Source organism: Pectinatus frisingensis (assembly GCF_015732285.1).
In the GTDB taxonomy this organism is placed as follows: domain Bacteria; phylum Bacillota; class Negativicutes; order Selenomonadales; family Selenomonadaceae; genus Pectinatus; species Pectinatus frisingensis.
In genome coordinates, this window is record NZ_WIQU01000022.1 from 128,049 (window position 1) to 151,073 (window position 23,025).

Annotated in this window: 21 protein-coding genes; 12 read left to right on the top strand and 9 right to left on the bottom strand. The window is 37.7% G+C overall.

Annotation, left to right across the window (positions count from 1 at the left end; translation table 11 throughout):
• The first annotated feature begins 1 nt into the window (after window position 1).
• A complete protein-coding gene (locus I6751_RS03575) occupies window positions 2–307 on the top strand; it encodes a hypothetical protein (RefSeq protein ID WP_196591733.1) in 306 nt (101 codons plus the stop codon).
• 4 nt (window positions 308–311) lie between these two features.
• Here I6751_RS03575 and I6751_RS03580 read toward each other — a convergent pair whose 3' ends face one another.
• Entirely contained in the window at window positions 312–455 is a 144-nt protein-coding gene (locus I6751_RS03580; protein WP_182188330.1) for a hypothetical protein, read from the bottom strand.
• A 192-nt stretch (window positions 456–647) separates the two neighbouring features.
• Between I6751_RS03580 and lexA the strand changes: the two genes are divergently transcribed.
• The 3 genes from lexA to I6751_RS03595 all read left to right on the top strand — a co-directional run bounded on the left by lexA (window position 648) and on the right by I6751_RS03595 (window position 2,444).
• On the top strand, window positions 648–1,262 hold the full coding sequence (gene lexA, locus I6751_RS03585; protein ID WP_182188331.1) for a transcriptional repressor LexA: 615 nt from the start codon (window positions 648–650) through the stop codon (window positions 1,260–1,262).
• 157 nt (window positions 1,263–1,419) lie between these two features.
• Window positions 1,420–1,764: a hypothetical protein gene (locus tag I6751_RS03590; protein ID WP_182188332.1), complete on the top strand. Its 345-nt coding sequence runs from the start codon at window positions 1,420–1,422 to the stop codon at window positions 1,762–1,764.
• A gap of 71 nt (window positions 1,765–1,835) precedes the next feature.
• A complete protein-coding gene (locus I6751_RS03595) occupies window positions 1,836–2,444 on the top strand; it encodes a TetR/AcrR family transcriptional regulator (RefSeq protein ID WP_182188333.1) in 609 nt (202 codons plus the stop codon).
• Between the two features lie 310 nt (window positions 2,445–2,754).
• Here I6751_RS03595 and I6751_RS03600 read toward each other — a convergent pair whose 3' ends face one another.
• The 3 genes from I6751_RS03600 to I6751_RS03610 are packed head-to-tail and all read right to left on the bottom strand — an operon-like array spanning window position 2,755 to window position 6,357.
• Window positions 2,755–4,629 carry a PTS fructose transporter subunit IIABC gene (locus I6751_RS03600; protein ID WP_196591734.1) on the bottom strand — a complete coding sequence of 625 codons (1,875 nt, stop codon included), beginning with the start codon at window positions 4,627–4,629 and terminating at the stop codon, window positions 2,755–2,757.
• Window positions 4,630–4,647: 18 nt separating this feature from the next.
• A complete protein-coding gene (pfkB, locus tag I6751_RS03605) occupies window positions 4,648–5,559 on the bottom strand; it encodes a 1-phosphofructokinase (RefSeq protein ID WP_196591735.1) in 912 nt (303 codons plus the stop codon).
• Between the two features lie 57 nt (window positions 5,560–5,616).
• The gene (locus I6751_RS03610; RefSeq protein WP_196591736.1) at window positions 5,617–6,357 is read right to left on the bottom strand and encodes a DeoR/GlpR family DNA-binding transcription regulator; all 741 of its coding nucleotides are present in this window, start codon (window positions 6,355–6,357) and stop codon (window positions 5,617–5,619) included.
• A 343-nt stretch (window positions 6,358–6,700) separates the two neighbouring features.
• On the opposite strand from I6751_RS03610, the gene I6751_RS03615 reads away from it, so the two are divergent.
• The 3 genes from I6751_RS03615 (at window position 6,701) to I6751_RS03625 (ending at window position 9,677) form a co-directional block, all read left to right on the top strand.
• Complete coding sequence (locus I6751_RS03615; RefSeq protein WP_182188338.1) at window positions 6,701–6,940, top strand: hypothetical protein; 240 nt, start codon at window positions 6,701–6,703, stop codon at window positions 6,938–6,940.
• 122 nt (window positions 6,941–7,062) lie between these two features.
• Window positions 7,063–7,899, top strand: coding sequence for an HD domain-containing protein (locus tag I6751_RS03620; RefSeq protein WP_231037953.1), 837 nt, complete (start codon window positions 7,063–7,065; stop codon window positions 7,897–7,899).
• Between the two features lie 107 nt (window positions 7,900–8,006).
• Window positions 8,007–9,677 (top strand): glutamine--tRNA ligase/YqeY domain fusion protein, encoded by a 1,671-nt coding sequence (locus I6751_RS03625; protein WP_196591737.1) that lies wholly within the window; start codon window positions 8,007–8,009, stop codon window positions 9,675–9,677.
• A 67-nt stretch (window positions 9,678–9,744) separates the two neighbouring features.
• Here I6751_RS03625 and I6751_RS03630 read toward each other — a convergent pair whose 3' ends face one another.
• From I6751_RS03630 to cobU, 4 genes are all read right to left on the bottom strand, one after another.
• A complete protein-coding gene (locus I6751_RS03630; RefSeq protein ID WP_196591738.1) occupies window positions 9,745–13,503 on the bottom strand; it encodes a PolC-type DNA polymerase III in 3,759 nt (1,252 codons plus the stop codon).
• Between the two features lie 88 nt (window positions 13,504–13,591).
• On the bottom strand, window positions 13,592–14,206 hold the full coding sequence (locus I6751_RS03635) for a histidine phosphatase family protein (protein ID WP_196591739.1): 615 nt from the start codon (window positions 14,204–14,206) through the stop codon (window positions 13,592–13,594).
• A gap of 41 nt (window positions 14,207–14,247) precedes the next feature.
• Window positions 14,248–15,033 (bottom strand): adenosylcobinamide-GDP ribazoletransferase, encoded by a 786-nt coding sequence (gene cobS / locus I6751_RS03640; protein ID WP_196591740.1) that lies wholly within the window; start codon window positions 15,031–15,033, stop codon window positions 14,248–14,250.
• Between the two features lie 27 nt (window positions 15,034–15,060).
• Entirely contained in the window at window positions 15,061–15,600 is a 540-nt protein-coding gene (cobU, locus tag I6751_RS03645; RefSeq protein ID WP_182188343.1) for a bifunctional adenosylcobinamide kinase/adenosylcobinamide-phosphate guanylyltransferase, read from the bottom strand.
• A gap of 94 nt (window positions 15,601–15,694) precedes the next feature.
• Between cobU and I6751_RS03650 the strand changes: the two genes are divergently transcribed.
• Window positions 15,695–16,636: a bifunctional riboflavin kinase/FAD synthetase gene (locus I6751_RS03650; RefSeq protein WP_182188344.1), complete on the top strand. Its 942-nt coding sequence runs from the start codon at window positions 15,695–15,697 to the stop codon at window positions 16,634–16,636.
• Window positions 16,637–16,728: 92 nt separating this feature from the next.
• Here I6751_RS03650 and I6751_RS03655 read toward each other — a convergent pair whose 3' ends face one another.
• Complete coding sequence (locus tag I6751_RS03655; RefSeq protein ID WP_196591741.1) at window positions 16,729–17,349, bottom strand: hypothetical protein; 621 nt, start codon at window positions 17,347–17,349, stop codon at window positions 16,729–16,731.
• A 98-nt stretch (window positions 17,350–17,447) separates the two neighbouring features.
• On the opposite strand from I6751_RS03655, the gene I6751_RS03660 reads away from it, so the two are divergent.
• From I6751_RS03660 to I6751_RS03675, 4 genes are all read left to right on the top strand, one after another.
• Window positions 17,448–18,416, top strand: coding sequence for a glycosyltransferase (locus I6751_RS03660; RefSeq protein WP_196591742.1), 969 nt, complete (start codon window positions 17,448–17,450; stop codon window positions 18,414–18,416).
• Between the two features lie 63 nt (window positions 18,417–18,479).
• Window positions 18,480–19,682, top strand: a complete 1,203-nt coding sequence (locus tag I6751_RS03665; protein ID WP_182188347.1) for an HD-GYP domain-containing protein — start codon at window positions 18,480–18,482, stop codon at window positions 19,680–19,682.
• Window positions 19,683–19,718: 36 nt separating this feature from the next.
• Window positions 19,719–22,313, top strand: a complete 2,595-nt coding sequence (locus I6751_RS03670) for a 3'-5' exonuclease (RefSeq protein ID WP_231037954.1) — start codon at window positions 19,719–19,721, stop codon at window positions 22,311–22,313.
• A 78-nt stretch (window positions 22,314–22,391) separates the two neighbouring features.
• Entirely contained in the window at window positions 22,392–22,892 is a 501-nt protein-coding gene (locus tag I6751_RS03675) for a hypothetical protein (RefSeq protein ID WP_182188348.1), read from the top strand.
• Window positions 22,893–23,025 lie beyond the last annotated feature (133 nt).

Sequence of the window (23,025 nt, forward strand, 5' to 3'; positions counted from 1 at the left end):
AATGACAAAAATACCTAAGGGGTTATCAGACACTGATATGCTTAGAGATTGTAAAGAGCATAAGTCAACCAGATCATTATTTGATTTAGCTGATGAATTTGATGATAATAATATTCAAAAAAGAAAACGAGTGACAGAAACTAAAGCTACTTATATTGATGACGAGCTTACAACTGCGTTGAATAAAGAACTTTTAAAACTAAAAATTGATTTTTACAAAAAGGGAATTATTGAATATCAAATTAAATTGAAACGTGATGGTGATAATATAATACTTTATCCACAGCAGAAAAAACATAAAAATTAGTAGATCAGGCTGATTTTATCTTATACCAGTCCACATGTATCTTTGTATCTTTTATGTAGGGTTTGATGCAGGCAGCAATTGCTGCATAGCGTGCCAATACCCGTAAATCTTTTGCTTTGATGATACGGCTGTAACCTAGATGTTTCATTACAAAATCCTCCTCGTTATATTGACGTTTAGTTTTGTTAAATAAAATGTTCGGAAATCTTTATAGACAATAATACAATATAAGGTAAATTTTGGCAAGTCTTTTTTCATCTTTATGAATTTTTTATTGCTGTTTATTGTTGATTTTTCCGAACATATTAAGTATACTAAATAAAAACTGGAGGTTTAAACTATGACTGATTTTTCCGAAAAACTGCATGAGTATATGATTGCTGCAGGAATAAACCAAACTAAATTATCACGTGTTACAGGGATAAACAAATCTTCAATATGTGAATACTTGTCAGGCAGTTATGAACCTAAACAAAAAAATGTCTTAAAAATCGCTGCTGCTTTGAATATTCCACCGGAACATTTTTGGGGAATGCAGTTATCATCACAGGTTAAGAATGCTGATAATGACTCAGTGAGAAAAATTCCGTTGATAGGGCGTATAGCTGCCGGGAGGCCTATTTTAGCGGTGCAGGACTTTGATGAATATATTCCGTGCTGTGATAATATAAAGGCTGATTTTTGTCTGCGTATTTCAGGTGACAGTATGATAAACGCCAGAATATATGATGGAGATATTGTTTTTATTCGCGAACAGGCAGAAGTGAATGACGGAGAGATTGCTGCCGTACTGATAGATGACAGCACTACTTTGAAGCGGGTGTATAAATATGGCAGCATGATTCAACTACGTTCAGAGAATCCTAAGTATAAGCCAATGGAGTTTAACAGAAATAATTGCAGCGATATACGTATTCTTGGCAAGGCTGTTGCTTTGCTGGGAAGTGTAATATAAGTAATATAATATGGAGATAGCAATAACTATTAAAAATTTATTTGCAGTAAAAATAAAAGGGCAACTGTTTTGTTAAACTGGTTATACAATTTAGTATGCCGGAGGACGAAGTGGCAATAAGGTTAGCTGCCGGGATTTTATAAGAGGTATTAGTTAGATGGATAAATCATTAATAAAAGATCAAGTTAAATTATTTAGGAAATTTACTAATTCATGTGTCTGCAATGTCAAAGCTGCCATGAATATATACGGAATTAAAAATGAACCGGCTGATTCTTTGGTTTTAGCATATATTTGTCAGGCGCATGCTTGCGCAAAGCAGATTCAATTGATGGCGGCAATATTGGACACTAAAGAATATGATGTATTCTATAATGCGTTTATTGTGTTTAATACGACTTTTATGCGAGTGGCGGTAACTGGACAAGACGCAGATAAAATAGATAACAAATATAATCTTTTTTTGGAAGCTTTTAGTAAGTTGACGTTCATTGATGATTGACGGCGAATATTTGATATAAAGTGCATTATTAAAGAGAGTATTTATCTGGTGAGAATAAATGAGGAATAAAAATGCAGGAAAAATTGACTAAACGGGAAAGCAAAAAAATTCAATCTAAAAAGACCATAATTGAGTCAGCAACGCGATTATTTGCTGAAAATGGACTGGCTGAAACATCTATTGCAGATATAATGAAAGAAGCCAAACTTGGGTTGGGGACTTTTTATAATTATTTTGACTCCAAGGAAAGCTTGCTGAAAGATTTATTAAACCAGTTGGCAGAAGATATTCGCAGTTCATTTTCTTCGATTTCCCGCACACAAAAAACCTATGCCGGTATTCTTGAGACTGTTGTCACGGAAACGGCAGCATTGCTTGATAAAAATCGTTTTGTTCTGCCATTATTTATGAAAGCGGCCGATAAAAGTGCACTGCCGCGTGATTTTGAACACGAAAGCGGTGCAGCGCCATTGTTTAAATACATATTTGACGGTATTATAAAAAAGGGACAGGAAACCGGTGAATTCCGCAGGGATATTCCGGCTGAAGTAATTACGGAAATGTTTCATTCTATATTCCAGGCAGCATCGTTTAGCAGTCTGCCAGTTCCATTTTGTGAGAATGTCCATTATAAAGTACTGATAATACTTGATGGTTTAAAAATAAAGCAGGAGAAATGAGTAATTCTCATTTCTCCTGCTTTATTTTTAAATTGAGTGCGCCCAGCATAGGCGCATTAATGGGTGAAAGTTCCGAGTGCAGGTTAATAGTGCTAAGCATATAACTGTCTATTGCAAGGCGGAATTTAAAATAAACCAAGGGCAAATCTCCGGTCCGATAAACAAAGCCTACATATAAGGCAGGAAGAATAGGGCAGGTTGTCCATCAAACCAAATTGATATTGCATAGTACCTAGACCCGGTAAATATTGATTTATTGAAAAAAAAGTATAATAAACATTTATTTTTTGCTGTCTGAATTGTGATAAGTTCAGTTTTTAAGAGGTTTTTTTAATGCGGCTAAAATTGCCATTCCAACTATAGAACCAATTAATATAGATAAAATATACATTAGTGGATTACCGATAGTGGGTACTACGAAGATTCCTCCATGCGGTGCGCGCAGAGTGCAGGAAAAAGCCATTGATAAAGCGCCGGCTGTTGCTGAACCGATTATACAAGATGGCAGTACGCGCAGCGGATCACTGGCGGCAAAAGGAATAGCTCCTTCGGTGATAAAGGACAGGCCCATTACATAATTACTGACAGCGGATTTACGTTCGTTTTCCGTAAAACGATTTTTAAAGAATGTGCTGCACAGAGCAATGGCTAAGGGCGGTACCATTCCACCGGCCATGACTGAAGCCATTATACCGTATTCACCGCTGGCCAGCATGCCGGTGCCGATAACATAAGCGGCTTTATTGACAGGACCTCCCATATCAACAGACATCATGCCGCCTAATATGGCACCAATCAATATGCGACTGCTCATGTCCATGTTTTTTAATGTGTCGATGAGCCAGGCATTTAAAGCACTTACAGGTGGATTAATAATAAATTGAATGAGAATGCCCATTAATAATACACCGAATAATGGATAAATAAGAATAGTTTTTATACCTTCTAATGAATCAGGTAATACCGTGCAAATTCTTTTTAGGCCGATAATGATATATCCGGCAGCAAAACCAGCCAATAAAGCACCTAGAAAACCTGAACCGCCTGAGTTGGCCATCGCTCCACCAACAAATCCGGCAACAAGCCCGGGTCTGTCGGCAATGCTCATAGCAATAAATCCAGATAAAACCGGCAGCATAAAACCGAAAGATACGCCGCCAATTCCTTTGAAAAAGGCTGCTAGTGGAGTGTTCGAGCCAAAATTAGCCGGATTGGCCGGATCAAAAGGATCAACTAAAAATGCCAAAGCAATCAAAATACCACCGCCTACGACAAATGGCAGCATGTGTGAAACACCATTCATCAAATGCTTATATATCTGGCGGCCGACTGATTCTGATTCGGAAGAAGGTGCTTCATAGGTGTCTTCGTCATGGCGATAAATTGGTACTTTACCGCTTAATGCTGTATCCAAAAGTTCATCAGCTTTGTTAATTCCATCAGATACTTTGGTTATTAGTACGGGACGACCATTGAATCTCGCCATAGGGACATTTTTATCAGCAGCTATAATGATACATTTAGCTGTCTTTATTTCAGCAGGGCTTAATGTGTCTTTTGTACCGCCAGAGCCTTCTGTTTCCACTTTTATTTTTATATTACGTTTTTGGGCATGTTGTTCGAGGCTTTCTGCTGCCATATAAGTATGGGCAATTCCAGTAGGACATGCCGTTACTGCCAGCACATCGTATGATCCCTTACTGGGTACTGCCAGTTTTACAGCAGTTTTTTGCGATTCTTTTTCATCAATTAGTCTGAGAAATTCATCTGCTGTTTCTGCATGGATCAAAGCTTCTTTAAAATCATTGTCCATAAGCATGGCAGCAAGCATACTGAGCATTTTCAAGTGTTCATCATCAGCTGATTTTGGTGCGGCGATAAGGAAAAAAAGCCGTGCCGGGCGATTATCCAATGAAGCAAAATCAACACCGCCTTTTACGACCATTGCAGTCAGTCCGGCTGTTTTTACTGCATTACTCTTAGCATGTGGTGTTGCAATCCCGTCACCAAGACCGGTGGTGCCGGAAGCTTCTCTGTCTAATACGGCTTTTTTATAAGCAGCTTTGTCTGTTAATATACCTGTTTTGTCCATGAGTTCGACCAAGATGTCTATTGCTTCATTTTTATTAGATGGTTGGGCATTAAGCAGGATGCCGTCTTTTTTTAATAGATCTGTGATTCTCATTGATGTACCCCCTAAAAATTAAATAATTATATTTTGCATTAAAGCGTTTACTTCAGCTTTTGTAGCTAGATTGTCAGAAAAAGCAGATGCTGAACCAGCAGCTATTCCCATGCGAAAAGCTGTTTTGTAATCACCGGAGTAAATATAACCGGCAAGAAATCCAGCGACCATCGAATCACCGGCACCAACAGAATTGACAAGTTTGCCGATTGGAGCCGGTGCTGTCAGACAATCCCCGTCCTGTGTTAATAAAATTGCTCCCTTGCTGCCGCGGGAGATGAGTATATTACGGGCACCGCGTTGCTGCAGTATAGATGCATGTTTAATTAGTTCATCGGTGGAAGTTAATTCTTTATTAAATATACCGCTCAATTCATGGTTATTAGGCTTAATTAAAAACGGTTTATATTCGAGGACATTGAGCAGTAATTTCCCTTCGGCATCTACAACAAAATTTATTTGCTTATCTGTCAGACGCTGTAGAATTTTTTCGTAAATATTATTAGGTAAAAAGCTGGGGATGCTGCCGGCAAGAACAAGATAATCATTAGACTGTAGGGAATCCAATTTATCAAATAATGCATCGATAGCCTGTGGTGGAATATTTGGACCTTGTCCGTTTATTTCTGTTTCCATATCAGCTTTTATTTTTACGTTTATACGAGAATTACCATGAGTTAAATTTATAAAATCGCAAGTGCAGTGAAAATCGTTTTTTAATTGTCGTTCAATTTCTCTACCGGTAAAACCGGCGGTGAAACCGGAAGTTATACTGGCAACTCCCAGATTTTTTAAAACGATGGATACATTTATTCCCTTACCGCCGCAAAGTATTTTTTCGTATTTTAAACGATTTATTCGACCGGTATTGAAAGAATCAAGGCGGACTATATAGTCAAGGGAAGGATTAAAAGTAACAGTATATATCATGATGACTCCTTTCGATTGGGGAAGCGTAACTGTGGTTACGGGGAATTCGGACAATAATTATCCGGCAACAACAATGTCATAATGCGCATATGTTTCATCAGGTTGTTTATTAGTGATTACCGTGACTTTATCCAGTGAAGAAAAACTAAAAGGAGTAATTTTACCGAATTTGGAATTATCAGCTAATATATAAGCTTTTTTGCAATGGTTTATTGCGGTTTCCTTCATCATAGCTTCTTCGTCAGTAGGAGTGGTGAGACCGGCTTTGATACTTACGCCGTTCGTACCGAAGAAACCGATAGTAAAGTTATAACGGCGGAGATTTTCTACGGCGGAGGCGCCAACTGTCGCATAAGTCACAAGTTTCATAGTGCCACCGATTATTGTAGTGGTAAAACCATGACTGATCAGTTGTACGGCATGTGAAGCATCATTAGTTATGTAAACGGCATCTTTTTCCTGAAGATATTTCAATAATAGTTCCGTGGTAGTTCCTGCATCAATGTAAACGATATCTTTTGCTTTTATAAGTTTGGCAGCGGTAATGGCAATTAATTCTTTTTCACTGACATGGACAGTTTTCCTAATTTCAACTTTATCTTCAGTGGTAGTGTAATCTTCGGCAGACATTGCTCCACCGTATACTTTTATCAGTGAACCTTTGGTATGCAAAACGTTTATATCACGTCGTACAGTTGCCTCTGATGCCTGTAAAAGTTTAGATAATTCTGCAACGCTTACTGACTGCTTATGATTTAATAATTGAATGATTTTGGCGTACCGTTGTGCTGCTAACATTTTTATCCCTCATTTCAAGTAAATTATACAATCAAAGTAACTCATAGTCAATCAAAATAAATCAAATAGTGAAATGATTTATTTTATTAAACTAATTTTTACAATTTACAGCTGTACAATTTTTTAGAAATACTATATAATAAATAATGTAATTTGTTTAGTTATGGCGATTAATATTTCATTTAAAGATAATTGTCATGCTAAAAACCGTGGGACACACGGAGTTAGCTCGTTTCGGCTGACGGCATTAGCTGTATCGAACGAGAAGCCCTGCTTTAATGAACAGTGAGAAGCAGGAGCATGTCACCAGCCTATACCTGCATAACATTAATGGGGTGATTTGATGGCGATAAGGCAAGTTGTAGTAGACCGAAGAGATAGTACAATCTATCGTAATACTTTGAAAAGGGGAGGGTTTATTTCGGCTAGTTATCTATCAATCAATGGATTTGATGCCATGCGGCTAAAGAAATTAGCACTGCAGGGAAAACTTGATGCCATACGATGCGCCATTGGTAAATCGGTGCGGTGGTATTATCAGGAGAATCAGGCTGAATTGGCTCACTTAAAAGGAGAAGTATAAGAGGTTTCATTCTTATTGTATTTATAGATCGGTGTATACCGGTCTTTTTTTTGTTTGTTTCACCATCTGCACAATTATGATATAATAAATGTACCTTTAATCATAAGAGGAGATATTTAAAATTGTCGAATAAAAATCAGCAATTATCCAATGAACAATGGCAGGAAATGCTTAATTGGATGAAAAATTACATGAAATCATTTTACAGTGCTGATCAAAGTATACAAGAGGGAATATTAATTAAAGAAAAGCATACTATGCAGGTAGTAAAGATAGCTGAGCAACTGGCAGACCATTTAAAACTTAACCAACATGATACACTTTTGGCTAAAATTATTGCATTATTTCATGATGTAGGCCGATTTCATCAGTTCGCAGTGTATAGGACTTTTAATGATGCTGCGTCGGAAAATCACGCACTGCTGGGAATTCAGGTCATGCAGAATCTTGCTTGTATTCAGGCGTTGAGTGAGCAGGAGCGCCGGTTGATAAAATTTGCTGTAAAAAATCATAATGCCAAACAGATCGAGATAACTGATGATAAAAAAGCGCTGTATTTTGCTAAATTTATTCGTGATGCTGACAAGCTTGATATTTTTCGTGTTTTGCGTCCATATTTGACCCAAAATGATCTGGAACCGTGCAGTGATGAGTTTATCAGACAATTTCAAACAGGCGGGCAATGTGATTACCGTAAAATGCGTACGCAAAATGATCGTAAGCTGGTTCGGTTATTATGGTTATATGATATAAACTTCACTTGGACGCTGCAAAAAATAGTCAATCATGGATATGTTGATGAAATTATCAATAGTCTGCCGCAGACTGATGATATGCAAAAGGGATTTACCGTTTTACATAATTATATAGAAACAAAGCTAATGCAAAGCGATAGTTCACTTGCAGATTATTGCGTTTTTGCGGTTCATGATAATCAATACAATAGCCAGCTCATTTAATGCGGCAATTGCCGTGCCTTAATGTTCTGCTGAGGAAGATAATGAGAAAAAGTACAATGTAGTATGACAGTTATTGCTTTAAATAAATTTGTAATGAGGGATATTTAATGCCGGAAAATGTAAATTTTTTGCCAAATTTTATTCATAATATTATTGATGAAGATTTAAAGGATGGTAAATATGCTGATGGGATACACACAAGGTTTCCACCGGAACCGAACGGATATCTGCATATTGGTCATGCTAAATCGATCTGTATAAATTTTGGAACAGCGCAAAAATATAAGGGACTGTGTAATCTGCGGTTTGATGATACTAATCCGACTAAAGAAGATATTGAGTATGTGGATTCTATACAGGAAGATGTAAAGTGGCTCGGATTTTCCTGGGATGACAGGATGTTTTATGCTTCAAATTATTTTGACAAATTATATGATTTTGCTGTTGAGTTGATAAAGCGCGGCAAGGCTTATGTCTGTGATTTGAACGCTGAGCAAATCAAAGAATATCGCGGTACATTAACTGAACCTGGTATAAAAAGTCCTTACCGTGATCGCAGTGTCGAAGAGAATATTGATTTATTCGGGCGAATGAAGAATGGTGAATTTGCTGATGGGGCGAAAGTGCTGCGCGCTAAAATCAATATGGCTTCTCCCAATATTACTATGAGAGATCCAATCATTTATCGGATATCACATACACCTCATCATCGTACAGGCGAAAAATGGTGTATTTATCCAATGTATGATTTTGCGCATCCACTTTCTGATGCTATTGAGGGGATAACCCATTCTATATGCACTTTAGAATTTGAAGAACATCGTCCGTTATACAATTGGTTATTGGAAAGCTTGGGGTTTGACATCAACTCCAGGCCGAAACAGATTGAATTTGCCCGTTTAAATTTAACCAATACTGTTATGAGTAAGCGTAAGCTGCGTCAGTTAGTGGAGGGAAATTATGTTTCGGGATGGGATGATCCACGCATGCCGACAATTTCAGGATTTAGGCGCAGAGGCTATACAGCAGCATCCATACGTGATTTTTGTGAGCAGATTGGTGTGGCTAAAAGCAACAGTTTGGTTGATATTGCCATGCTGGAACATTGTGTACGGGAAGACTTGAATAAGAAAGCAAATCGGGTGATGGCAGTGCTTCATCCGTTAAAAGTAGTAATAACAAATTTTCCTGCGGATAAACGAGAGGATTTATTGGCGGAAAATAGACCGGATAGTGATGGAACGCGTTATGTTCCATTCACCAGGGAAATTTATATTGAACAAGCTGATTTTATGGAAAATGCACCCAAAAAGTTTTTCCGTTTAAAACCGGAAGGTGAGGTTCGGTTGAAATATGCTTATATTATAAAATGTAATGAAGTTATAAAAGACACTGATGGCAATGTCGTTGAGCTGCATTGCACCTATGATCCTGAATCAAAACGCGGCGGAGCAACTGCCAGCAGAAAAATAAAGGGGACGCTGCACTGGGTGTCGGTGAAAGAATCGCTGCCGGTGGAGGTTCGCTTGTATGATTATTTATTGAAAGCGGATGCTGATAATCAAAAGGATTTTATTACGGCATTAAACCCGAATTCCTTGACAGTTTTGTCGGAGTGTCGTATTGAACCTTCAGTGGCCTGGGTATCGCAGGGGACTAAATATCAATTTTTGCGAGAAGGTTATTTTTGCGTAGACAAAGATTCACGAAAAGAGCATCTTGTTTTTAATCGGGTGGTCGGATTGCGTGACAGCTGGGCAAAGGCTAAAAGAAAATAGAAATTTTATGAAAAAACGGGGCAAGTTTTATTAAAACTTGCCCCGTTTTTGCAATGATATTTTTTTATCAAACAAATAAAGCTATTTGATCGGTTTCATTCATACCAGTTAAACAGCCGTGCTCACGCAAAATGTCAATGGAAGGTGTCGGCACTCCGGCTCGTTTTTTTAAATCATCAATCGAAGAAAATTCGCCATTCTTCCTGGCTTCTACAATATTATGCGCCGCTGTGTTTCCAACACCGGGGAGAGCCGATAGTGGTGGCAACAGAGATTTTTCATGCATGACAAATTTATCAGCTAAAGACTCATATAGGTTTACTTTTTCTACACTGAAGCCGCGCAGGTACATTTCCCATGCTAATTCTAACACGACCTGCAGACCTTTTTCCTTGACTGATAATTTTTTCATTTTTTCTTCTTGGGCTAATTCATCGAGTCGGGCTTTAATAGCGGTTTTACCCTGTGCTATTAAATGTGCGTCAAATTCATCAGCGCGGATAGAGAAATACGCAGCATAAAATGCCAGTGGGTAATGTACTTTGCAGAAGGCAATACGATAAGCCATCATGACATAAGCAGTGGCATGGGCCCGTGGGAAAAGATACTTTATTTTTTGACAAGAAGTAATAAACCAGTCAGGAATGCCGCCTGATTTCAATTCAGCAACGACATCATCTTTTATACCGCGTCCCTTGCGGACGTTTTCCATTGTTTTGAAAGCCAGTAATGGTTTGATGCCTTTATGCATAAGATACATCATAATATCATCACGTGCCGAAATGGCATCTGAAAGTGTGCATATGCCGTTTTTTATTAAATCCTGAGCATTATTGAGCCAAACATCAGTACCATGGGAAAAACCGCTTATTCGTACAAGGTCACTGAATTTTGTTGGATGGGTGTCATCAATCATCTGTCGTGTGAAAGGAGTGCGAAATTCGGGGATGCCAAAAGTTCCCGAGGTAGCACCCAGTTCTTCTGGTGTTACACCCAGAGCCTCAGTAGAAGAAAACAGGCTCATAGTTGCCGGATCATCGAAGGGAATTGTTTTAGGATCACGATGGGTGACATTTTCCAGCATTTTTATGACAGTCGGATCATCATGACCTAAAATGTCAAGCTTTACCAAACGACTGCTTATCGAATGATAATCAAAATGAGTGGTTATTGTCGCGGTATCCTTATCATCGGCCGGATGTTGGATCGGTGTGAAATGGTGGACATCCATATTGCGTGGTATTACCATGATCCCACCGGGATGCTGTCCGGTGGTGCGTTTTACTCCTGTACATCCGGCAACCAGACTGTTTATATATGCGTCGCGCTTTTTTAGTCCCTTATCATTAAAGTAACCACGTACGTATCCATATGCAGTTTTATCTGCTACAGTTGCTATTGTTCCTGCCCGGTAGACATTATCCTTGCCAAATAATTCTTCTGTATATTTATGGGCAATTGGTTGGTAATCACCGGAAAAATTTAAATCTATATCCGGTACCTTGTCACCATCAAAGCCCATAAATACGGCAAATGGTATATCGTGTCCGTCTTTGATCATTGCGGTACCGCAATATGGGCAGGTTTTGTCAGGCAGGTCAAAACCACAGCCATAGGAACCGTCAGTTATAAATTCACTGCTGCGGCATTTAGGACAACGCCAATGTGGTGGCAGCGGATTGACTTCGGTAATGTCGGTCATTGTGGCTACAAATGATGAACCGACAGATCCTCTTGAACCTACCAAGTAACCATCATCTAAGGATTTTTTAACGAGTTTATGTGCGATTAGATATAATACAGCGAAACCGTGCCCAATAATTGATTTTAGTTCAAGTTTCAAACGTTCGGCAACTATTGGCGGTAAATTTTCACCATAAAGCATTTTGGCGCGGGCATAGCTCATGTCATGTATTTGTTCGTCAGCCCCTGGAATCATTGGTGAATAAAGATCGTCAGGAATTGGTTTTATAACATCAATCATTGCAGCAATTTTACGAGGATTTTCCACAACTGCCCTATAGGCAAGTTCTTTACCAAGATAGTCAAATTCATGCAGCATTTCTTCTGTTGTCCGTAAAAATAGCGGTGGCTGGAGGTCAGCGTCTTTGAAACCTTTTCCGCTCATTAATATTGCCCGGTAGATACTGTCCTGTGGATTGAGAAAATGAACATCGCAGGTTGCAACCAGCATTTTGTTCAGGCGTTTGGCCAATTCGGCAACCTTTAAATTTATTTTTTGCAGATCAGAGTCGGTCTTGATATCAGGAAAATTTTCGCTGCGTACTAAAAATTCATTATTGCCGATTGGTTGTATTTCCAGATAATCATAATAAGAGGCTATTTGCAGTAATTCATCATCGCTTTGTCCGGCAACGATGGCTCGGATCAATTCGCCGGCTTCACAGGCCGAACCGACAATAACACCCTCACGGTATTCTGTTAAGATTTTTTTAGGGATGCGGGGACGTTTTTGCAGGTATTTAAGATGTGATAGCGATACAAGACGATATATATTGCGTAGTCCAATGGCATTTTGAGCTAGAAGGATGATATGGTTTGCTCGTTTTTGCTGTTCATCGTAGATCAAGTATCCTTCCAGACCGTAGATTATTTTTATATTAAGTTTTTTATCAGCAATGGTTTTGGCGGCTTCAGGAAAAGCCTGTACAACACCATGATCGGTAATAGCAATCGCCGGCCAGCCCCATTTGGCTGCCGTACAGATTAAATCCTTGGCGGAGACAACGGCATCCATATTGCTCATATGGGTATGGGCGTGTAATTCCACACGTTTTTGCGCAGCGCTATCCATACGGTTTTTCATTTCTCCCTGGTAAATGCTGTTAGGCATCATAACAAAGTCATTATTAAAACTGTCAAAACGAATACTGCCTGAAAGTTTTATAATTAATCCGTTTGATAATGCTGTATTGACTCGTTCAAATTCAGCTTTATCCTTGAAAAAAATTTTACAGTCAATACCATTACTTTTATCTGCCAATTCAAAAGTGAGCAGATTATTGCCGGTTTTAAATTCACGATTATTTATGTTGTTTATTTTACCCAGAAGTACAACATTTTTCATTTCCCCATCAATATCGTCGATTGGAATGGCTTCTGCAGTGATTCGTTTGCCAAAAATCCAGCCACGGTCAGTGTTGTTGGTAGGTAAGCCCTGTTTTTTATTGTAATGGCTTCCATAGGAAGCAGCAGTATGCGATTTTTCAGATGTTGATTTATCAATACTTTGATTGATTATTGGTGGCGTATAATCGACCATAACATAATCATTTTCTAATGTTGGCAGGGTATCGTTGTCATCGATGGCGTTAAAAGATATCCGACATTCCAAGTCGAGTATGTCATGAATGCTGTCCTTCAATCGTTTACCGATACTGTGAGCATGTAATATTTCACCGGCCAGTTCACCGTGCAGTTCCAAGGTAAGTATATTTCCGTCGATACTGTAGCGGGCCATGCGCAGCAGCGTTTTTATAGTAGGATTATCACCGGCAGCAGCCATGATTATTTTAGACCAATTTTTATCTATTTGAGCGGCAAAGTCAATAATATCTTGATAAAAGACAACTTGTGATACGCTGCAGTTATCGGCAATATAATCAGCTGCCTGTGCGAGCATATCTTCCGGCAGATATCGATATGTGTTTAGTAAAATTTCCCAGGTATTATTCCTGATATCTATTTCGACATGTTTAATTGTGCTGGCTTTTAAAAGAACCATAAATTCATCGGCCAGCGGAATGGAGTCAATCAGCTGGCGAAATTTATCACCTGATTGTGGAACTATACGATATTTACGCATAAATTACCTAATACCTCTTTCAAATTACACTTATATCCGATTACTGACTGTACCATAAATATTATTAATTAATATGTATACGGGTCCATTACATTAAATGAGATGTATTATTTATCGTATGAATGTAGAACTTTTTATATTCATCGTCATATGACAAGATATTATAAGCGGTGTTGCTTTGTCCTACAGACCATATATATTCGAAAGGAATATGTGTCACACAGGAAAGGATTGCTCTGTTTATTGCACCGTGGGCAACGATGGCAACATTGCGGCCTGAATTTTCCTGGATTATTTTACGCAGGACGCGCATGCCACGATTTTGCACCTGCTGAAAGTTTTCTCCATCAGGGATTTTTATTGAGTCAGGATTGTCAAAAAAATGTTTGATAGCACCGGGCCAACGTTCGTTTATTTTATTAAATAAAATCCCTTCCCATTGACCAAAGTTCATTTCCCGTAAGTCTTCAGTCAATTGTAATGACAAGTTAAATTTATCAGCAATCAGCTCAGCGGTGCATTTGGCGCGCTGCAAATCACTGCTGTAAAGAGCATCTAAATTATTTAATGGAAATTTTTCTGCCAGAAGCTTTGCTTGTGCCACTCCTTCTGTTAAAAGTTTTGTGTCAGACTGGCCTTGAAAACGACCTTCGATATTCCAAGCTGTTCGTCCATGACGAATAAGCACGATTTTAGTAACCATAAATTTACTCCCTTTAGTATAATTGATTATTGTAAATATCGCTATATTATTGCAAACGTAATCAACACCAATAATTCGACCAATTCTGTAACTGCACCGTAAACATCACCGGTCAGTCCGCCGATTTTACTGGTAACATGTCGGCAAAAAGCGACTGAAAAAATAATTGTAAGTAACAAGGCCCATAAACTTTGGTATAAATTATAATAATTTATTATGAGAACAATGATGAATATAAAACTAGCTGTCAGAAGTGATCTCTTGCTGGAATGAGCTGAAAAAGCTTTTCCTAAACCTTCCTTACGGGCATAAGGGAACATTGTTATACCTATGACCATAGCCAAACGTCCCAGTGCCGGCATTAAAAATAAAGCACTGTATAGCAAATATAATGCGTTTGTATTTTGCAGACTTAATGGATATAGGCAAAGCAATGCGGAATATTTACCCAGCAACAATAAAAACAATGCCGTTACACCGTGGGCACCGACATGACTGTCCTTCATTATTATGAGCATTCTATTTTTGTCACGACCGGATAAAAGGCCATCCATCGTATCAGTATAACCATCGCAATGCAGTGCTCCAGTCAATATGATACTTATGAGTAACAGAAAAAATGCTCCCAGGTACCCAGGTATATAGATATGCAGCAGGGGCAGTAAGACAATAAAAAAATAAGCGGCAGCAACATTTACTGCGCCTAAGACAGCACCAATGAGAGTAAAATATTTTACACTGTCACCGCAGGCTTTTGGAGTCCAATCAGCATTATAATGAACAGGAATACGTGTTAAAAAAAGCAGGCCGGTAAAAAAAGAATTCAAAGATCATCCACACATCCTTTAATAAAATCATTTTAATTGTACGGGTATTCCCGCTACAGCCAAATATACTTCATCAGCCTGTCTGGCCGTGTATTGGTTGCACATGCCGGCGGCATCGCGATATTGTCGGGCTAATTCATTTTCCGGTACAATGCCCGAACCGACTTCATTGGTAACAAAGACCGTAGTTTGTTCATGTTTTTTTGCTGCTTTGATTAATTTATGCAAGGCAGTAAAAATTTCTTGTTCGCGATTTTGATTGCTGGCTTTTTCTAAATGAGGCTGGCAAATAATATTACTGAGATAGACTGTAAGACAATCAAATAAAATAGTGTCATAGTCATGGCACGCATCGATGGCTTTTTCTGCAGCAAATGGTGCTTCAATAGTATGCCAGCTGGCTGGACGGCGTTCCCTATGCTTGTTTATTCGCTGGCGCATTTCGTCGTCGAGAGCCTGCGCTGTGGCAATATAAGCAATTTTCTTGCCGCAGCGGGCTACGTATTTTTCCGCAAAACTGCTTTTTCCGGAACGTGCCCCACCGGTAATCAGAATGATTTTTCCCATGAATACCTCCAATACTTACTGTTTACCTTTTATTAAATTTATGATACAGTAAATACGATTTAATATGATTCTGTTTGGTTAGGAGAACACAACTATGCTGGTCTATTCACATATCGTTGATTTGACATCAAAATTTCAAAATAATGTTGTAGTTTTAGGAACTTTTGATGGAGTGCATATCGGTCATCAAAAAATTATTCGGAGAGCTGTGGAACTTGCTCATAAAATTCATGGGAAAAGTATTGTATTTACCTTTTCCAACCATCCTTTAGAGATAGTTGCACCGCAGCGGGTGCCGCAGCGTATAAGTACTAATGAGCGCAAGGGGAATGAATTGAGTAAATTAGGCATTGATATATTAATGAATATTCCGTTTACGCATGAATTCGCTAACATAACGGCAGATGGTTTTTTAAGACTGCTGAAAAATAATTTGGCACCCAGATATGTTGTAGTCGGGCCAAATTGCACTTTTGGCTATAAGGGCGAAGGTACACCGCAGATATTGCGTGATAAAGCGGTTCAGTTTGGGTATAATGTGGAAATTCCGGCGGCGGCCTATTTTGGTAATAAAATTGTCAGTAGTTCGCGTGTGCGTCATGCTTTGCGCGATGGTGAACTGCATTTAGCCAATGAATTGCTGGGACATCCCTTCACAATAGAAGGTAAAATTGAACACGGTGAAAATCGTGGTCATTTATTGGGTGTACCAACAGCAAATATTTATATATCGGATAAATATATATTACCACCTGATGGTGTATATGTGGCAGCAATAGAATTAAAAGGTGATAAATATCATGGTATTGCCAATGTGGGAACTAATCCGACGTTTAATGTGAAACGACGGGTTGAGGTCAATATATTCGACTTCAATCAAGATATTTATGGCAGTTGGATAAAAATATCATTTTTGGAAAAATTGCGCTCTGAAAAAAAATTTTCCTCCGTGGAAGAATTGCTGGCAAAAATCAATAATGATATCACAGAGGCTAAAGACTATTTTAAACGAAAAAGTTCAATTAGTAAAATTTGATAAATAGTGATCTTTATTTATCTGAAGTCAAATAATACCAGTTTTAAAAGTAGACTTCACCAATCGGCGAATGTACAACTGTTGTTTTTTAGTTACCAGGAACGTTTGTAATTGAATCCTAATTTTATATTATGGGCTGTTTTGTCAGCAGCGGTTATGGCACTGGTGTCGATATTGCTTTCTTTGGGGTCAGTACCGGGTTCATCGGAATATGAGTCAGCATCTTCATCATCAAGCGGCAGACTGGTGATACGTATGCCAATCAGATAATCTTCCATTGGGTCAAGTTGCAGTAAAAGACGTTTTCTTTCATTGGCAATGTCGGTATATATATAATATTGATTACCATTTAACAGGCTTTTTTTATTCTTTCCAAAAACAGATTGTATTTTATATGGTGTTGCTCCTATTTTGACATCTTGTGATAAGCTGTATTTTCTGTCGGCAATGATAATATCGACAATTTTTCCTGATCTATGGTCAATTCCTATACATGTTTTGTCACGATACATATAGTAATCAACGGCTATGCCATAAGTAAACCGATTATCGCTATACCATGGTTTTCCAAGAATTTTTTCCATTGCAGTGTAATCATCGCCGATTTTTAAACCGCTGCACGAAAAATCCGCCTGTGTTGGAACAGCTTTCATGCCCATGGTGATGATGGCAGCTCCAATTAGCATTATAATAAACATTAAACGTATTTTCATGATGATCTCCTTGTAGTATAACATTATGGATGAATTCAGTATAATGAAATTTCTCTATATGGTCAATATTGATTGCAATAATGAAAAGGAATGATAATATGGCTGATTCACTAAAAGTGTCTGTAATAACGGCAATGCATAATGCCGATGAATATATAATCCGCGCTGTCGACAGTATTTTGGCACAAAGTCTTGAGGACATAGAAATTATTATAATTGATGATTATTCCACAGACGGTTGCGCTGAAAAAGTAGCCAAGTATTATCAAGGTATTACTAATATACATTTATTCAGCAATACTGGTATCAGTGGGCCAGGATTCTGCCGCAATATCGGACTATCCCATGCCCACGGAGAATATATTGCATTTGTTGATAGTGACGATTTTATTGACAGGGATTTTTTAAAAAAACTTTATGAAATGGCAAATTATCATGCGGCTGATATTGCTGTATGCGGTTATGACAAAATAACTGAAAAATCGCTTATACGTTCTTATCAACCGTCGTGCGGATTGCATAAGGGCGGCATTGGGCTGGCAGATGATTTGTCGAAGATAGAATTTGTCATCTGGAATAAATTATATCGCCGTTCACTCATTGAAAATAATGCAATCAGATTTCAACTGTCTTGCTATGGAGAAGATTGGTTGTTTTGTTTTAAGGCAATGTTTGCAGCTGATTATTATGTTTGCAATGATGAATCTTTATATTTTTATTATCAACACTATGATTCAGTAAGCCATAAAAAAATCAATCAGGATGCTTTCCGGCAATTTTATGATTTTTTTATTTATCTGGATGAGTACCTGCAGGAACAACCTGATATGCCGGTAAATTTACAGCAGCAGATAGAGCAGACGTTCTTTTTTGCTGTTATTTCCTGCTATATTGTACCATTTTATCGCAGCAGTACAGCTGCTGACCGTTCGTCCATGAAAATAATGCTTTTTCAGCAGTTTGGGCAGGGTGGGCTGCATTTTCAGATAGTGCTGGATGCATTTTTATATTTATATGATTATGTTGTAAAAAATGAAAGAAGTGAAAATTGGCAAAAACACAACTGATGGTATTTATGGTACAATGTCTACATGTACTGTCATAGTGTAAACATTTTGGGAGGCGTGGACATGCAATTCAGTTTAAATGGTTTTTTGTTGTCGATATCTTTTGCCTTGGACTGTATTGAAAGGGATATTCTGGGTGTAAAGTTAAATCACGGTAAACGTGTGGCTTATAACGCATTATTGATTGGGCAGCAGATGGGGATGACTCAGGACGATCTGGTTGACATGGTAGCATTTTCCATTTTACACGATAACGGAATCAGCGGCTGCTTAACAGAACACAAATTAATGGATAGAAAAAAAGTATTTTTATTTGAAAATATAAAAAAACATTGCACCATCGGTGAAAAGAATATCGAAGATTATCCATTGTTGAAGAAAGAGCGAAATATTATTTTATATCATCATGAAAGATTAGATGGCAGTGGTTATTTTCATATGAAGGGTGATGCAATTCCTCTAAAGGCACAAATACTGGGACTGGCTGATTATGTGGATACGCATTTTAAAGTTAATATGATGTATGGTGACTATGAAGAGCGGGTAATTGATCATATAAAAAAACTGCGTAATGTCAAATTTTCGGAAAAAATTTGTGATAGTTTTTTTAAAGTTATTGAACCGGTTTATTATCGGTTAGATCAGGAAGATGCAAATATTGAAGCAGCATTGGATAAACGTGCACCATATAAATTTTTGGATCTTGATTATTTTCAGATTCACGAAATAACCGCAGTTTTTTCCCGTATAATTGACACAAAATCAAAATTTACATGGCGTCATTCAAAGGGACTATCAGAAAAAGCAGGTATTATGGCAGAATTTTATGACTATAGTGCTGAAGAGACTGTCAAACTGCGTATTGCTGCTGATTTACATGATATTGGCAAATTATTGATATCTAATGATATTTTAGAAGCGGAAAGACGGCTTACGGCCGAAGAATTTGCTAAAATCCAATGCCATACCTATTATACACGCAAAGCTTTGAATAAAATCAGCGGATTCGAAGACATAACACAATGGGCTGCCAATCATCATGAAAAATTGAATGGCAAGGGGTATCCTTATTGTAAAACGGCTAAAGAACTGGATTTTAATTCACGGTTATTAGGCTGCCTCGATATTTATCAGGCTCTTACAGAAGACCGGCCTTATCGTGCCGGTATGGAACATAGTCATGTAGTGCATATTATGCGTGACATGGCAGATGGGGGATTTGTTGACCGAACGATTGTAGATGATATTACACAGGTGTTTGGTTGATATCAATAAAGTTTATAGGGTATAATGATGGCTGATATGGAAGAAATAATAAATTTAAATGGCAAGCAGTTGTCAGTGGTAAAGGATCTCGTGGATAATATTTTACTTAGTGCTTCGGCTGGTACCGGTAAGACCAATACACTTATTTACCGTATAGCAGAAATTGTAAAAACTCAAAGGGCGCAGCCTGATGAGATACTTTGCCTGACATTTACTAATAAAGCCTGCAATGAAATAAAAGAACGTATTAGTAAACTTATGGGGAAAACCGGCAGACAGGTAAATATTGCTACATTTCATAGCTTTTGTTATTACATAATAAAAGCGGAAGCAAAAAAAAATACAGATGTGTTTGTCGATTTTATTGTATTTGATGAGGATGATTGCAAAGATATTGTGAAACAGCTTAATAAACAGGGTTTTTTTACTAAATCATTACAGAATTTTATCAATTTGGTGAAGATAAATCGAGCGGTATATGATATTTATTCAAATGATATAGTGAAGGATTATAGCAGCGTTGTTGAACAATTATTTGCAAAAGACCAGGACAAAATAAATGCGGTCTGTGTTAATATTCATTATGGAACAGATGATAAATTAAAAAGATTTCTGCGCGCTAACGGAGCCGGTTTAGTGGCAGAATATGATAAACAGCTTAAAATGATGCATGGCCTGGACTTTACTGATTTAATAACTATGGTCTATGTATTTTTTAAAGATGTACAGATAAGAACATTTTGGCAAAAAAGGTATAAGTATATAAATATTGATGAAATGCAGGATACCAGTGAGTTAGAATATAAAATAGTGTCACAGTTATTCGTAAAAAACCATATTTTATTATGTGGCGATTATTTTCAGACTATTTATGAATGGCGCGGTTCAAAACCAAACTCAGTCTTAGCATGCTACAAACGGGATTATAGGCCTAAAATTATAGTTTTTGATGAAAATTATCGTGCTACCAGGGTATTGCTGAATGCTTCTTATGACTGTTTGAATAAGCTGTTCGGTAGTAAAGTTCAGGAAATATACCAAAACAAAATAAAAGCGGCGAGCAGTGACGAGGGTGAGCAGATAACTGTAAAAAGGGCTGCTGATGCGGTAGAAGAAGCGGCATGGATATTTGCTCAAATACAAAATCTATCTACAGCTGTCGTTGCCAATATAGGTATACTTACAAGAAGTAATAAATATAATCAGCGGTTGAGCCGACAGTTTGAATTATATAATAAAAAATTGCCGGATGAGGAGAAAATAAAATTTATCCTGGTGGATGAATTTAAATTTTTCCGTCGAAGGGAAATAAAAGACGTACTGGCATTTTTGAAATTACTGATAAATCATTACGATTTAAATAGTTTAAAGCGTATTTTAAAGAAATTTGCTGTCGGAATAGGGGAGAGAACGATTGCAGCGGTGACAGCAAATGAATTTAAAAAGTATGGGATTAGTCTGTCCGATTTTATTGATAAAAAAACGTATGAATTTGCCGGAGAGCCTTTTGAGTTATTGAAGCAGGCAGCAGTCAATGAAAATATTGTGATTTTTGATGTCGAAAGCACAGGTATAGATATCAGCAGCGATGAAATAGTGCAGATAGCGGCAGTAAGGCTGGATAAAGACGGCAAAATAAAAAATAAATTTATGAGAATGTTAAAACCTGACAGACGGGTTGGTGATTCGTATCATGTGCATGGTTTTTCTGACGAGTTTTTACAACAAAACGGTGAGAATCCAGTAACGGTATTAACTGATTTTATAAAATTTTCGGCAGATGCAGTGATTGTTGGGCATAATGTGGAATATGATTTGAGTATTTTATACAGCCAGATAAGGCGTTTAGGTCTTAAAATCCAACATTTTTCTGCCTATTACGATACATTGGAAATTTTCAGAAGATTTTATCCCGGTTTGAGTAATTATAAGTTAGGATTTTTAAGTGATTATTTCGCGATAAAGGCAAAACCTACTCATGATGCTTTTGATGATGTCATGGCCACAGCAGGCTTGTTGAATTATGCTATAGAAAAAAATATACGTCCGACATCAGCAGAACGAAAATTATTGGTAAGTAAATATCTTGACCAATTTCGGTGGTTTTCTGTGCAGATGAATGAATTGATCGATAATAGCTATATATTGCGGCCCTATGAAATTATCGCCAAAGTAATGAGTGTAACCCGACTAAAAGCTTTTTATGAAAAACAGCCGGAATGTATCAACCGCATCAGAGAGCTATATTTAATTGCTAGACAGATGGATGATGGACATGCTGATCCGAGGGATGCATTGACAGAGTTATTAAAAGTCAGTGCGCTGTCTAATAGTGATTTAGACAGAATATTGCTGCAGCTGCCGCGGATTCCGATAATTACTATCCACCAGGCTAAAGGAACAGAATTTGATGATGTTTTTTTGGCAGGTATGCAGGAAGGGTGTTTTCCTGCGTACCTGGCGCTTAAAGAAGGTCGCATTGAAGAGGAAAAAAGATTGTTTTATGTGGCGGTTACCAGGGCTAAGAAACGTTTATACCTGAGTTGGAGCCAGATGAGTGATCATGGGCGGGAAAATACTGTTAGCAGATTTATCGCAGCTATTCCGGATAAGTTTATTAGTAATAATTAACAATTGCATAAAATTACTTTATATAGCATAATAGATAAATCAAGTATTTTGATAATTGTGTTTTTGGGGAGGTCTATTTTGAAAAAAATTATTTTAGCTTTTGCGATGTTTTTAGCAATGGGAAATGCCGGTGTAATGGCTGCACCAGTTAATACATTGGCAAATAATGAAACAGCTGTTGGTATAGGTTCTAAAGAAAGTTATATTGAACATAAATTTACACCTAAATTGACTGTTGGATATCAATATGCCGATCGTGATGAATATGATCATCAAAATGATTTATATGCACAATATGATTTAATTGGATCCAATTTTAAGGCTGTGGCAGGTTTTCGCAATCATCTGCCAAATGATAAATCCAATGGATATGGCGGAGTAGCTGTAGTGTCACCGAGCTTTTTGGGTTCTCAGCTTTATGCCTCGTATGTTAAGGGGAATGATTTTGGTGAAACACAAGTCGGACTTAATGTAAATGTTGTAGCTAATGTGGACTTGAATATAAATTATCATAATTTTGATCCGGACTCTGGACACCATGAAAATGGTGTAGGTGTGGGCGCGACGATAAAGTTTTAACAAATGATTGTTGTTCTACATTATGAAGCGGTGTCCATCCGGGCACCGCTTCATAACGTAATGAATAAAGCAATTCTTGCTAAAAGAAAGAGCATGCAGTATTATATTAGACAAAGCTGGTAAAAAATAACAA